General features: G+C 57.6%; 11 protein-coding genes and 1 other RNA gene. 7 read left to right on the plus strand and 5 right to left on the minus strand.

Going from position 1 to position 13,530, the window contains the following annotated elements; translation table 11 throughout:
* Positions 1-118: 118 nt before the first annotated feature.
* Positions 119-238 (minus strand): hypothetical protein, encoded by a 120-nt coding sequence (locus B8P98_RS30870; protein WP_042929239.1) that lies wholly within the window; start codon positions 236-238, stop codon positions 119-121.
* 75 nt (positions 239-313) lie between these two features.
* On the opposite strand from B8P98_RS30870, the gene ppsA reads away from it, so the two are divergent.
* Entirely contained in the window at positions 314-2,692 is a 2,379-nt protein-coding gene (gene ppsA / locus B8P98_RS11615) for a phosphoenolpyruvate synthase (protein ID WP_025712050.1), read from the plus strand.
* A gap of 86 nt (positions 2,693-2,778) precedes the next feature.
* Here ppsA and rprA read toward each other — a convergent pair.
* Both rprA and ydiK read right to left on the minus strand, forming a co-directional pair.
* An RNA gene (rprA, locus tag B8P98_RS11620) (antisense sRNA RprA) lies at positions 2,779-2,886 on the minus strand.
* Between the two features lie 191 nt (positions 2,887-3,077).
* The gene (ydiK, locus tag B8P98_RS11625; RefSeq protein ID WP_025712051.1) at positions 3,078-4,190 is read right to left on the minus strand and encodes an AI-2E family transporter YdiK; all 1,113 of its coding nucleotides are present in this window, start codon (positions 4,188-4,190) and stop codon (positions 3,078-3,080) included.
* A 218-nt stretch (positions 4,191-4,408) separates the two neighbouring features.
* On the opposite strand from ydiK, the gene ydiJ reads away from it, so the two are divergent.
* The 3 genes from ydiJ to B8P98_RS11640 all read left to right on the plus strand — a co-directional run bounded on the left by ydiJ (position 4,409) and on the right by B8P98_RS11640 (position 8,325).
* Positions 4,409-7,465: a D-2-hydroxyglutarate dehydrogenase YdiJ gene (gene ydiJ, locus B8P98_RS11630; RefSeq protein WP_080924314.1), complete on the plus strand. Its 3,057-nt coding sequence runs from the start codon at positions 4,409-4,411 to the stop codon at positions 7,463-7,465.
* On the plus strand, positions 7,462-7,872 hold the full coding sequence (gene menI / locus B8P98_RS11635; RefSeq protein WP_025712054.1) for a 1,4-dihydroxy-2-naphthoyl-CoA hydrolase: 411 nt from the start codon (positions 7,462-7,464) through the stop codon (positions 7,870-7,872). The genes ydiJ and menI overlap by 4 nt, the downstream gene beginning before the upstream one ends.
* 204 nt (positions 7,873-8,076) lie before the next feature.
* Positions 8,077-8,325 carry a GlsB/YeaQ/YmgE family stress response membrane protein gene (locus B8P98_RS11640; RefSeq protein ID WP_002909014.1) on the plus strand — a complete coding sequence of 83 codons (249 nt, stop codon included), beginning with the start codon at positions 8,077-8,079 and terminating at the stop codon, positions 8,323-8,325.
* 107 nt (positions 8,326-8,432) lie between these two features.
* Here the strand turns inward: B8P98_RS11640 and B8P98_RS11645 are convergent, their stop codons facing one another.
* Entirely contained in the window at positions 8,433-8,738 is a 306-nt protein-coding gene (locus B8P98_RS11645) for a hypothetical protein (RefSeq protein WP_025712055.1), read from the minus strand.
* A gap of 591 nt (positions 8,739-9,329) precedes the next feature.
* Here B8P98_RS11645 and B8P98_RS11660 point away from each other — a divergent pair.
* On the plus strand, positions 9,330-10,307 hold the full coding sequence (locus B8P98_RS11660) for a DUF1852 domain-containing protein (protein ID WP_025712056.1): 978 nt from the start codon (positions 9,330-9,332) through the stop codon (positions 10,305-10,307).
* A gap of 24 nt (positions 10,308-10,331) precedes the next feature.
* A complete protein-coding gene (locus tag B8P98_RS11665) occupies positions 10,332-11,363 on the plus strand; it encodes a methionine synthase (protein ID WP_025712057.1) in 1,032 nt (343 codons plus the stop codon).
* 53 nt (positions 11,364-11,416) lie between these two features.
* Here the strand turns inward: B8P98_RS11665 and B8P98_RS11670 are convergent, their stop codons facing one another.
* Positions 11,417-12,328 carry a LysR family transcriptional regulator gene (locus B8P98_RS11670; RefSeq protein ID WP_095033021.1) on the minus strand — a complete coding sequence of 304 codons (912 nt, stop codon included), beginning with the start codon at positions 12,326-12,328 and terminating at the stop codon, positions 11,417-11,419.
* Positions 12,329-12,424: 96 nt separating this feature from the next.
* On the opposite strand from B8P98_RS11670, the gene B8P98_RS11675 reads away from it, so the two are divergent.
* Positions 12,425-13,426 (plus strand): NAD-dependent epimerase/dehydratase family protein, encoded by a 1,002-nt coding sequence (locus B8P98_RS11675; RefSeq protein ID WP_095033022.1) that lies wholly within the window; start codon positions 12,425-12,427, stop codon positions 13,424-13,426.
* Positions 13,427-13,530 lie beyond the last annotated feature (104 nt).

Below are 13,530 nucleotides of genomic sequence, written 5' to 3' on the forward strand. Positions count from 1 at the left end.
ATTGCCTGAAAGCGGATATTAAATTTAAGCATATCCCTGTTTGATTTGTCTCTTGTTAAAATTGAAACGCTATTTTTGTTTTTAATGAAAAGGGTGGTTCATTTTCTTTTTGTTGTCGTTATTTCCAGCGTTTTTCAGCAGAATTCCTAAAAATCATCAGGTTAGCTATATCGCGGGAACAGTCCGAAAAAAGAAAAAATAATTTGCTTGAACGATTCACCGTTTTTTTCAGTTCCATAAATATGTCAGGATAATCCTGCAGTCGATCGTGAAATTTTTTTCACTGGTATTAAATCACAAAAGGATTGTCTCGATGTCCAACAATGGCTCGTCACCGCTGGTGCTTTGGTATAACCAACTCGGCATGAATGATGTAGACAGAGTTGGGGGCAAAAATGCCTCCCTTGGTGAAATGATTACGAACCTGTCCGGTATGGGTGTTTCCGTACCTAACGGGTTTGCCACCACCGCTGATGCTTTTAATCAGTTCCTCGACCAAAGCGGTGTTAACCAGCGCATCTATGCGCTGCTGGATGAAACCGACATTGACGACGTTTCCGCATTAGCGAAAGCGGGCGCGCAGATCCGACAGTGGATCATCGACACGCCGTTCCAGAGCGAACTGGAAACCGCGATTCGCGATGCTTATGACCTGCTGTCCGCTGATAATGCCGAGGCCTCGTTCGCCGTGCGTTCTTCCGCCACTGCGGAAGATATGCCGGACGCCTCCTTCGCCGGGCAGCAAGAGACATTCCTCAACGTGCAGGGCTTTGACGCCGTGCTCGTTGCCGTGAAGCACGTGTTTGCTTCACTGTTTAACGATCGCGCGATCTCCTATCGCGTGCATCAGGGTTACGATCACCGCGGCGTGGCGCTCTCTGCCGGGGTGCAGAGGATGGTTCGTTCCGATCTGGCCTCCTCCGGCGTCATGTTCTCCATCGATACCGAATCCGGCTTCGACCAGGTGGTGTTTATCACCTCGGCGTGGGGGCTTGGCGAGATGGTGGTGCAGGGCGCGGTGAACCCGGACGAATTCTACGTCCACAAACCGACGCTGGCCGCGGGCCGCCCGGCGATTGTGCGCCGCACCATGGGGTCGAAAAAGATCCGTATGGTTTATGCGCCGACCCAGGAGCACGGCAAGCAGGTACGTATCGAAGATGTGCCGCAGGCGCAGCGCGATATCTTCTCGTTAACCAACGAGGAGGTGCAGGAGCTGGCGAAGCAGGCGGTGCAGATTGAGAAGCACTATGGTCGTCCGATGGATATCGAGTGGGCGAAAGATGGTCACACTGGCAAGCTGTTTATCGTCCAGGCGCGTCCGGAAACCGTGCGTTCCCGCGGTCAGGTGATGGAGCGTTACACCCTCCATGCCCAGGGGCAGATCATCGCCGAAGGGCGCGCCATTGGTCACCGGATCGGCGCTGGCCCGGTTAAAGTTATTCACGATATCAGCGAGATGAACCGCATTGAGCCAGGCGACGTGCTGGTCACCGACATGACCGACCCGGACTGGGAACCGATCATGAAGAAAGCCTCGGCGATTGTCACCAACCGCGGTGGGCGTACCTGCCACGCGGCGATTATCGCCCGTGAGCTGGGGATCCCGGCGGTGGTCGGCTGCGGCGATGCTACCGATCGCATTCAGGAGAACCAGAATGTCACCGTCTCCTGCGCCGAAGGCGACACCGGCTATGTCTACGCCGAGCTACTGGACTTCAGCGTTAAGAGCTCCAGCGTTGGAGACATGCCGGATCTGCCGCTGAAGGTGATGATGAACGTCGGCAACCCCGATCGCGCGTTTGACTTTGCCTGCCTGCCGAACGAAGGCGTGGGCCTGGCGCGTCTGGAATTCATCATCAACCGTATGATTGGCGTTCACCCGCGTGCGCTGCTGGAATTCGACGACCAGGAGCCGGGGCTGCAGAATGAAATCCGCGAGTTGATGAAAGGCTACGATTCGCCGAGAGAGTTCTACGTTGGCCGCCTGACCGAAGGGATCGCTACCCTTGGCGCCGCCTTCTACCCGAAACGGGTGATTGTGCGTCTGTCGGACTTCAAATCGAACGAATACGCCAACCTGGTGGGCGGCGAGCGTTATGAGCCGGAAGAAGAGAACCCGATGCTCGGCTTCCGCGGCGCCGGACGCTACGTTTCCGAAAGCTTCCGCGATTGCTTCGCGCTGGAGTGTGAAGCGATGAAGCGCGTGCGTAACGACATGGGACTGACCAATGTCGAAGTGATGGTGCCGTTCGTCCGTACCGTCGCGCAGGCGAAAGCGGTGGTCGAAGAGCTGGAGCGTCAGGGGCTGAAGCGCGGCGAGAACGGGCTGAAGATCATCATGATGTGCGAGATCCCGTCTAACGCGCTGCTGGCCGAGCAGTTCCTTGAGTACTTCGACGGCTTCTCCATCGGTTCGAACGACATGACCCAGCTGGCGCTCGGCCTGGATCGCGACTCTGGCGTGGTTTCTGAACTGTTCGATGAACGCAACGACGCGGTGAAAGCATTGCTGTCGATGGCGATCCGCGCAGCGAAAAAACAGGGTAAATACGTCGGCATCTGCGGCCAGGGGCCGTCCGACCACGAAGACTTTGCCGCCTGGCTGATGGAGGAAGGGATTGATAGCCTGTCCCTCAACCCGGATACCGTAGTGCAAACCTGGTTAGGTCTGGCGGAACTGAAAAAATAAGTTCGCCCTGACAGCACTCATCCCCGGCAGCGATGCCGGGGATTTTTTTTGCCGGTGACAGGCTGCCCGGTGTCGTGATGCGCAGGACAAAAAAAAGCCCATCGTGGGAGATGGGCAAAGACTACACACAGCAATTCGTTGTTTCACTCAGGGGATTTCCATGCTTATAAATCAAGGTGTTGATTTATAACCGTGAGCTAATAGTAGGCAGTGGGGCCTTTGCCGTCGATCAGATTCCTCTCAATAGTTAAATTGTTGTGAAGGACCGGGGGACAAGAGGGAGGGAAGTGGCGTACAAGGGCAGCGTTTTAACGGCGATAGATAAATTTTGCTTAACAATTATCCCGGCGGGGGAAACAGGCGGGTCTCCCCGCCTGATACGGGATTACTTACGCCCGGCTTCCAGCTCGCTGAGCTCTTCAAGGACGACATCAGGGTCTTTCGGCGGTGGAGGCACTTCGTGTACCCAGGCATCATACAGACGCCAGGAGACGGCGAGCAGCACCGGACCGATAAACAGGCCGATCATGCCGAAGGCGATCAGGCCGCCAATGACGCCGGTGAGGATAAGGATCATCGGCAGGTCGGCGCCCATGCGGATGAGCACCGGACGAATGACGTTGTCCATGGTGCCGACCACGCAGCTCCACACCAGCAGCACGGTGCCCCAGGTAGTGTCCCCGCTCCAGTAAAGCCAGATAATCGACGGCACCAGAACCAGCAAAGGCCCGAGCTGGACCAGACAGGTAAAGATCATCACCACGGTCAGCAGAGCAGCGTAGGGCACGCCGGAGAGGGCAAGGCCAATCCCGCCCAGCACCGCCTGGGTGAGGGCCGTCACCACCACGCCCAGCGCCACGGCGCGTACGGCCTGGCCGGCCAGCAGCACCGCGGCATCACCGCGTTTGGCCGCCAGGCGCGTGGCGAAGTAGCGGAGGCCATAGGCCACCTGCTCGCCGCGCCAGTAGAGCAGCGCGCTGAACAACAGCATCAGACCGCAGTAGACCAGCAGCTTGCCAATATGCGCCGCTTGCCCGACGAACCAGCTGGTGGTGGTGCCGATATACGGGCGAACTTTGGCCATAATCGCCGAGCCGCCCATATCCAGCAGGCCGTGCCAGGCGGAGTAGAGCTTATCGCCCACCAGCGGTACGCTGTTCAGCCAGGCAAAATCCGGCAGCGTCACATTTCCACTGCTGATGAGTTTGATCAGCGGGACGCTGTTATCCACCAGACTGTTGACCAGCAGAGCAATAGGAATAACGAATAGCAAAAACAGCAGCAGGGTCATTGCCAGCACCGCCAGCATCCGTTTGCCGAACAGCATGCGCTGCAGACGCAGCAGCACCGGCCAGGTAGCGATCACCACCGTACCGGCCCAGGCGAAGGACAGAATAAACGGCTGCACAACCCACAGGCAGGAAATGATAATCAGGGCCAGGAACAGCACCGACAGCAGTATTTGCGGAATGTCCCGAGGCTGATGGGGGTTTATCATAGAGAAATTTTACCTTTCCAGTCGCGCCAAAATGCTGGCGCCGCGTAAATCCATGTACTGATAATAATATCAATAATTTTGCCGGGCTGATTTTGCACAGAAAACACGTGGGCGCATATGAAAAAAATGTGATAAAAAGTTGAATGCGCTACGCAAACGTTTAGTTAGCACCAACACAATATTTTCAAACACAACATAGTCAGGCAGGGTCAAGTGTGATGATCCCACAAATTTCTCAGGCGCCAGGGGTAGTTCAGCTGGTGCTGAATTTTTTGCAGGTACTGGAGCAACAGGGTTTTACCGGCGATACCGCCACCAGCTATGCCGACAGGCTGACGATGGCTACCGACAACAGCGTCTATCAGCTGCTGCCGGATGCAGTCCTTTTTCCGCGTTCTACAGCGGACGTGGCCTTGCTGGCGCGCGTCGCCGCGGAACCACGCTTTAAATCGCTGATCTTTACCCCGCGCGGCGGCGGCACCGGCACCAACGGCCAGGCGCTGAACGGCGGGATTATTGTCGATATGTCCCGCTATATGAATCGCATCATCGAGATTAACCCCGAAGAGGGCTGGGTGCGCGTCGAAGCCGGGGTCATCAAAGATCAGCTGAACCAGTTTCTTAAGCCCTATGGCTACTTCTTTTCCCCGGAGCTTTCCACCAGCAACCGCGCCACGCTGGGCGGGATGATAAACACCGACGCGTCCGGACAGGGATCGCTGGTGTACGGTAAAACGTCAGATCACGTGCTCGGCCTGCGGGCGGTGCTGATGGGTGGCGATATCCTCGATACCCAGGCGGTGCCGGTGGCGCTGGCGGAGACGCTGGGCAATACCCCATCGACGATTGGCCGGATCTACAACACGGTCTACCAGCGCTGCAAGGCGCAGCGTGAACTGATCATTGATAAGTTTCCCAAACTCAACCGCTTTCTCACCGGATACGATCTGCGCCACGTCTTTAACGACGAGATGAGCGAGTTCGACCTGACCCGTATCCTGACCGGTTCAGAAGGCACGCTGGCATTTATTACCGAAGCGCGGCTGGATATCACCCGCCTGCCGAAGGTGCGCCGCCTGGTCAACGTCAAATACGACTCCTTTGACTCTGCGCTGCGTAACGCGCCCTTTATGGTCGAAGCGAAAGCCCTGTCGGTGGAAACTGTCGACTCTAAAGTCCTCAATCTGGCGCGCGAAGATATCGTCTGGCATTCGGTGAACGAACTGATCACCGATGTGCCGGATAAAGAAATGCTCGGGCTCAATATCGTCGAGTTCGCCGGAGATGACGCGGCGCTGATTGACCAGCAGGTCACCACCCTGTGCCAGCGGCTGGATGAGCTGATGGCCGGTAGCGAGGCGGGCGTCATCGGCTGGCAGGTCTGTCACGATCTCGATGGCGTGGAGCGTATCTACGCCATGCGCAAGAAGGCCGTCGGCCTGTTGGGCAATGCTAAGGGTGCCGCTAAGCCGATCCCGTTTGCCGAGGATACCTGCGTACCGCCCGAACACCTGGCGGATTATATTGTCGAGTTCCGCGCGCTGCTCGACAGCCACGGCCTGAGCTACGGCATGTTTGGTCACGTGGATGCCGGGGTGCTGCACGTGCGCCCGGCGCTGGATATGTGCGATCCGCAGCAGGAGGTGCTGATGAAGCAGATCTCCGACGACGTGGTGGCGCTGACGGCGAAGTATGGTGGCCTGCTGTGGGGCGAACATGGCAAAGGCTTCCGCGCGGAGTACAGCCCGGCCTTCTTTGGCGAGGCGCTGTACGGCGAACTCAGGAAAATCAAAGCGGCCTTTGATCCCGATAACCGACTGAATCCGGGGAAAATCTGTCCTCCGGAAGGCGTTGATGCCCCGATGATGAAAGTCGATGCGGTGAAGCGCGGCACCTGGGATCGGCAGATCCCCATCGCGGTGCGCAGCAGCTGGCGCGGGGCGATGGAGTGCAATGGCAACGGGTTGTGCTTCAACTTTGATGTCAAGAGCCCGATGTGTCCGTCGATGAAAGTCAGCAACCAGCGCATCCACTCGCCGAAAGGGCGGGCGACGCTGGTCCGCGAATGGCTGCGCCTGCTGGCCGACCGCGGCGTCGATCCCAACCAGCTGGAGAAGGCGCTGCCGGAGCAGGGCGTCAGCCTGCGTTCGCTGGTAGCCCGCACGCGAAACAGCTGGCATGCGCGCAAAGGCGAATATGACTTCTCGCACGAGGTCAAAGAGGCGATGTCCGGCTGTCTGGCCTGTAAAGCCTGTTCGACCCAGTGCCCAATTAAAATCGATGTTCCGGAGTTTCGCTCACGCTTCCTGCAGCTGTATCACAGCCGCTATTTGCGTCCGGTGCGCGATCATCTGGTCGCGTCGGTCGAATCCTATGCGCCGCTGATGGCGCAGGCGCCGAAGACCTTTAACTTCTTCATTAACCAGCCGTGGCTGAAAAAGCTGTCGGAGAAGCACATCGGGATGGTTGATCTGCCGCTGCTTTCGGCGCCGTCGCTGAAGCAGCAGATGGCCGGCCACCGCTCTGCCAACATGACCCTGGAGCAGCTCGAAGCGCTGAGCGCTGAGCAGAAAGCGAAGATGGTGCTGGTGGTGCAGGATCCGTTCACCAGCTACTACGACGCCCAGGTGGTGGCTGACTTTATTCGCCTCGTCGAAGCGCTAGGCTATCAGCCGGTGCTGCTGCCATTCTCGCCGAACGGCAAAGCGCAGCATATCAAAGGGTTCCTCACCCGCTTCGCGCGCACCGCGCAGAAGACGGCGGACTTCCTCAACCGCGTGGCGCAGCTGGGCATGCCGCTGGTGGGTGTCGATCCGGCGCTGGTGCTTTGTTACCGTGATGAGTACAAGCAAGCGCTCGGCGACAAGCGCGGCGATTTTCAGGTGCTGTTAGTGCATGAGTGGTTGCCGAAGGCCCTGACGACGGCTGCCCGTCCGGATCAGGGAGGGGAGCCCTGGTACCTGTTCGGCCACTGTACGGAAGTGACCGCGCTACCGGCGGCGACGAAACAGTGGGCCGATATTTTTGCCCACTTTGGCGCAAAACTGGAAAACGTCAGCGTCGGGTGCTGCGGGATGGCAGGCACCTATGGGCATGAGGTGAAAAACCATGCCAACTCGCTGGCTATTTACGCGCTCTCCTGGCAACAGGCGATGCAGCGGCTGCCGCGTAACCGCTGTCTGGTGACGGGCTACTCCTGCCGCAGTCAGGTGAAGCGCATTGAAGGCAGCGGCGTTCGCCACCCGCTGCAGGCGTTACTGGAGATAATAGGATGATTTGGAAACGTCAGGCCACGCTGGAGCAGCTCAACCGGCTCGGTGAGGGAAATATGGTAGGGCTGCTGGATATTCGCTTTGAGACGTTTACCGACGACACGCTGGAGGCGACCATGCCAGTGGATGGCCGCACCCAGCAGCCGTTTGGCCTGCTGCACGGCGGAGCGTCGGTGGTGCTGGCGGAGACCCTGGGGTCGGTGGCGGGTTATCTGTGCAGCGAAGGCGAACAGAAGGTGGTGGGGCTGGAGGTTAATGCCAACCACATTCGTTCGGCCCGCGGAGGCCGGGTGCGCGGGGTGTGCAAGGCGCTGCACGTAGGCGCTCGCCATCAGGTCTGGCAAATTGAGATTTTCGATGAACAGGCGCGATTGTGTTGCGCCTCGCGGTTAACCACCGCGGTAATATAAGTTCATCATCGGGGAGGCGAATAGCCTCCCACTTTTTAGGGTAATCAGCGAGGATGATTTGTCAGCGTGAGATATTTTGTCATCCGAGCCACCGCGCCGCGGCAAGGAATTATCTAATAAATATATAATTGCCGATCCACTCTCGTTATATATGCTACTCTTTTCAATACTAAATGCTTAAAGGTAACAAGAGGACGGTTAACCATGGGTATTCTTTCCTGGATCATTTTTGGACTTATTGCCGGTATTTTAGCCAAGTGGATTATGCCGGGGAAAGACGGCGGCGGGTTTATTGTAACGGTTATTCTGGGGATCATCGGTGCGGTGGTCGGCGGCTGGATCAGTACCCTGTTTGGTTTTGGTAAGGTCGATGGCTTTAATTTCGGTAGCTTCGTGGTAGCGGTTATCGGTGCGCTGGTCGTGCTGTTTATCTACCGTAAAGTGCGTAGCTAATCACCAGCCAGTCTGCTTTAACGACGTAAACAAAGGCTGCCGCGATAAGCGGCAGCTTTTTTTATGGCTCGCGGCAAAGTGGAATGCCGTCAGCACTTTCAGTCGGCTCACTCTCCAACGGGCACCACCTCAACGTGAACTTCGTAGTGTTTCGCCTGACTGGCGGGGATCAACGTGGTCAGTTTGTTAATGGTTTCCACCGGCGTATCGGTCGCTACCGTGGCCGAAAACAGCACCGGTCTGTGCGGCGGTAGCTGCGGCGGGAACGGCGGCAGCGGGCCACGGCCCATCTCCAGCGGAGGGCGGGCTCCGTTATCAACGGCGGGCGCCGGGACGTCGGTTTTATCGGCCGCAAAGGCGCTGGCGGCGGCAACCGCGGCGATAGCGAACAGGGCAGTTAGCGCTTTTTTCATCTGGTATTCCTCCATAAGCAAGTAGCAAAAGAGTAGAGGGCGGCGGCAGGCAGGACAATCCCATACGGCGCGAATCCTCTGAATCTCCTTTTTTCTTCGCGAATGTGAAGGTCAGATGAGAGCTTGTGTCATTGGGGAAGCATCTTAGTTCAGCAGCACGCTCATAATGAGCAGCACGGCCATGCACATCGACATAATACTGATATCAACAATCATTATTTACGACAACAGCTCCAGCTAAACGGGTACGGCGGCAACGTCAAAGCACGTATTAGAATGGTTAAAGATTGTACCCTGGTATACATTCACCGAACAAATGATTATTGACCGGACGCTGCTTAAACTGGCGTCTGTGATCGCGGCGCAATGGCGCACGCCCGTTCCGCACCTCGCTATCGCCAGCGAACGGACCAACATGAGGATGGCTCATGTTGCAATGAATTTAAGTCGCTTTCCCTCCATCGCTGACTCTGGCAAAAATAGACTCATTAACGAATCAACAACATTTATCGGTTGAAGCGCGCCAGGCCTGACTTTGCCTTGCCTGGGAGAGTATTACGCTTATGCCCGACACCAGGATGGACTATCGCCATGAATAACGAATTTACCTATACGATTACCCGCAGCCGGTTTGATGAAAATTATAACCCTGCGGAAAATACGCGTATTACCACCAACTTTGCCAATTTGGCCAGAGGGGAGAACCGTCAGGAAAATCTGCGCAATACGTTAATCATGATGAATAACCGCTTTAATACCCTGGCGCACTGGGATAATCCCCACAGCGATCGTTATGCGATCGAACTGGATATTATTTCTGTCGAGATGAATATTGCTCAGGAGGCCAGCTTTCCGGTAATAGAGATCCTGCAAACGCATATTGTCGATAACAAGACCGGTGAACGCCATGCCGGCATCGTCGGCAATAACTTCTCCTCCTATGTCCGGGATTATGATTTTAGCGTGCTGCTGCTGGAACATAATAAAGACCAAAGTACCTTCAGCGTGCCGGAAAACTTTGGCGAGCTGCATGGCAATATCTTTAAAGATTTCGTGCAATCCAGCGCCTGGCGGGCCAGCTTCAGCAAGGCGCCGGTGATTTGCCTGAGCGTGTCCAGTAAAGATGTGTATCGCCGCACCGGCAATGAACATCCGGTCCTCGGCATTGAATATGCTCAGGAAGGTGTCTCGCTGACCGAGCGCTATTTCAGCAAAATGGGTCTGCAGGTGCGCTATTTTATGCCGAAACACAGCGTTGCGCCGTTGGCCTTTTATTTTACCGGCGATCTGCTCAGCGATTACACCAGCCTGGAACTGATCGCAACCATCAGCACGATGGAGACGTTTCAGAAAATATATCGCCCGGAGATTTACAATGCCAATTCCGCGGCAGGCCAATACTATCAGCCCAATCTTCATCACCAGGATCATTCATTAACCAAAATTGTTTATGACCGGGAAGAGCGCAGCCTGCTGGCGATAGAGCAGGGTAAATTTACCCAACAGCATTTTATTAATCCGCACAAGACGTTGCTTGAGCAATGGTCTGCTAATTTCGCGCTGTGCTAATTTAAAAACAGAAGGTTCCTTATTATGAAAACATGGCTTCCCACTTCGACCGCCGGCAGTTTACCTAAACCCTCCTGGCTGGCGCAGCCAGAAACGCTGTGGTCGCCCTGGAAACTGTCCAGCGAAGAATTACTGGCCGGCAAGCGCGACGCCCTGCGTTTATCCCTCGATGACCAGCTGCGCGCCGGGATCGATATCGTCAGCGACGGCGAGCAGACGCGTCAACACTTTGTCACGACCTTTATTGAGCATCTCAGCGGCGTTGATTTTACCAAACGCGAGATCGTGAAAATTCGTAACCGCTATGAGGCGAGCGTCCCGACGGTGGTAGGCGCCGTGGAGCGCCAGAAACCGGTCTTCGTGGAGGACGCACGCTATTTGCGCCAGCTCACTCGTCAGCCGATTAAATGGGCACTGCCGGGCCCGATGACGATGATTGATACCCTGTATGACAACCACTATAAAAGCCGGGAAAAACTGGCCTGGGAGTTTGCCAAAATCCTCAATCAGGAGGCGAAAGAGCTCGAGGCCGCCGGGGTTGATATTATTCAGTTCGATGAGCCGGCCTTTAACGTCTTCTTCGATGAAGTCAACGACTGGGGGATCGCCGCGTTAGAACGCGCCACCGAAGGGCTGAAGTGTGAGACGGCGGTCCATATCTGCTACGGCTATGGCATCAAAGCGAATACCGACTGGAAAAAGACGCTGGGCTCCGAGTGGCGCCAGTATGAAGAGGCCTTCCCGCAACTGCAGAAGTCGTCCCTCGATATTATCTCTCTCGAGTGCCATAACTCGCGGGTGCCGATGGACCTGCTGGAACTGATCCGCGGTAAAAAAGTGATGGTCGGGGCGATCGATGTCGCCAGCCATGCTATCGAAACCCCGGAAGAGGTGGCCGGTACCCTGCGCAAGGCGCTGGCGTTCGTCGATGCCGATAAACTCTACCCATCCACCAACTGCGGTATGGCGCCGCTGCCGCGCCATGTCGCGACCGGCAAACTGCATGCTCTGAGCGCCGGCGCCGAGATCGTTCGCCGCGAGCTGGCGGCCAGGTAAGGCGGGGGCGTTCCCGCGACCTTCCCCGGGCGAGACAGGCGTGCGCCCGGGGATCAGATCGTCATCGGGCCGGCGATGTACGCCTGCAACCCCTGGGCGAGAAAATCAAATACCCGCTTGCAGGCGGGGCTGTGACGCAGGTCCTCATGCATCACCAGCCAGGTGTCAAGATCCAGAGAAAAGTCGGCTGCCAGCACTCGCTGCAGGGGAATAATGCCATTAGCAAGGGGCACCTGGCAGATGCCAATCCCCGCCCCGGCGCGGATCAGGTTCAGCTGGGCGAGGTCGCTATCGGTCCGCATCGCGAAGGCCTCGCGCTGAAAACGGGGGTAGCGCGCCAGGGCCCGGCGAACGAGGGGCGTGGCGCTGTCGAAACCAATCAGCGCGTGGCCGGCCAGATCGTCGAGGGTAGCGGGCTGCCCCTGGCGCGTCAGGTAGGCGGCGGTAGCATGTAACCCAAGCTCGATCCTGCCGAGACGGCGGGCGATAAGCTGCTCCTGCTGCGGGGCGACCATCCGCACTGCGATATCCGCCTCCCGGTGAAGCAGATCCTGAACACGATTGGAGAGCATCAGCTCGATGACGATATGCGGGCACGCTTGCCTGAGCCGGGCAACCAGCGGCGGCAGCACCTCGGCGCCGACCACCTCGCTGGCGGCCACCCGCACCACCCCCCGCAGATCGGCGCTGTCGCGACTAAAGTTAGCCGCCGTGCGTGCCAGCGCCCGGGCGGTGTTGTCCATTGCCTCGGCGTGTACCCGCAGCGCCAGCGCCGCGTCGGTCGCCAGCAGGCCGGTCTGCGAGCGGGTAAATAAGGCCTGGCCGAGCGCGGCCTCCAGCCCGGCAATATGGCGCCCCGCCGTCGGCTGGGTGATGTTCAGGGTGCGCGATGCGCCTGATAAGGAGCCTTCCTGCAGCACGGCGAGAAAAGTTCGGTACCACTCCCAGGGAATAGAGGTATTCATACAAAAATGTATAGCTGCTCGATGATGGTATGCAATTTCATTTGATATGAGCCGCAGGTAGGCTGTCAAGCATCCATTCGCACACGGGGAAAGATGATGAACAGCAGCGGCAAGGTCCTGATTCTGGGAGCAAGCGGGGGCATCGGCGGGGAAGTGGCGCGCCGGCTGGTGGCGAACAACTGGCAGGTTCGGGCGCTCAAGCGCGGGGCTCAGATTCGCGATCCCGCTGATGGCATCCAGTGGATAGCTGGCGACGCGCTGGATGCCGGACAGGTTGCGGCGGCGGCTGCCGGTTGCGACGTTATCGTCCATGCGGTGAACCCGCCGGGCTACCGGCACTGGCGGCAGCAGGTATTGCCCATGCTGCGCAATACTTTGCTGGCCGCCGAGCAGCAGCAGGCGTTAGTTGTCCTGCCCGGCACAGCCTACAACTATGGACCGGATGCGTTTCCGCTGATTGACGAAGCGGCCCCTCAGCAACCGGTGACCCGTAAAGGTGCCGTTCGGGTGGAGATGGAGCAGGCGCTGGAGGATTACGTGCAGCGTGGTGGCCGGGTGTTGATTGTCCGGGCGGGCGATTTTTTTGGTCCGCGCGCCGGGAATAACTGGTTTTCTCAGGGGCTGATCAAGCCTGGTCAGCTTCCCCGCATCATTCGCTACCCGGGGACGATCGGCGTAGGGCATCAGTGGGCCTGGCTGCCCGACGTCGCCGCCACCATTGCCGCGCTGCTGGCCCGCCGACATGAGCTTGAGCCGTTTGCCCGCTTTCATATGCAGGGCCACTGGGACCCAGACGGCAGCGAAATGAGTCAGGCTATCCAGCGGGTGGTCGCCCGCTATGGCGGCAGGGCGGCAGTGAAATCCTTTCCCTGGCGGCTGGTGAAGCTGGCGGCGCCCTTCAACGCCACTCTGCGCGAAATGGTCGAGATGCACTATCTCTGGCGTCTGCCGGTACGCCTGCGCAACGATAAACTGGTTGATTTTCTGGGCGCGGAGCCGCATACCCCACTCGACAGCGCGGTGCTTCAGACGCTGCAAGGCCTGGGGTGTCTGCCCGCTGGCGAGATAAACACCGAGATGCGCGAGAGCGGATCATAGCCAGGGGTGATATTGTGACTAAATCATAATAACGTCACTCGTTGTCAAACGATAGCGATCGCATTAAGCTAAACGGATGAAGAAAAATACCCCCACCCCTGCAA

This window comes from Klebsiella quasivariicola, assembly GCF_002269255.1.
Lineage (GTDB): Bacteria > Pseudomonadota > Gammaproteobacteria > Enterobacterales > Enterobacteriaceae > Klebsiella > Klebsiella quasivariicola.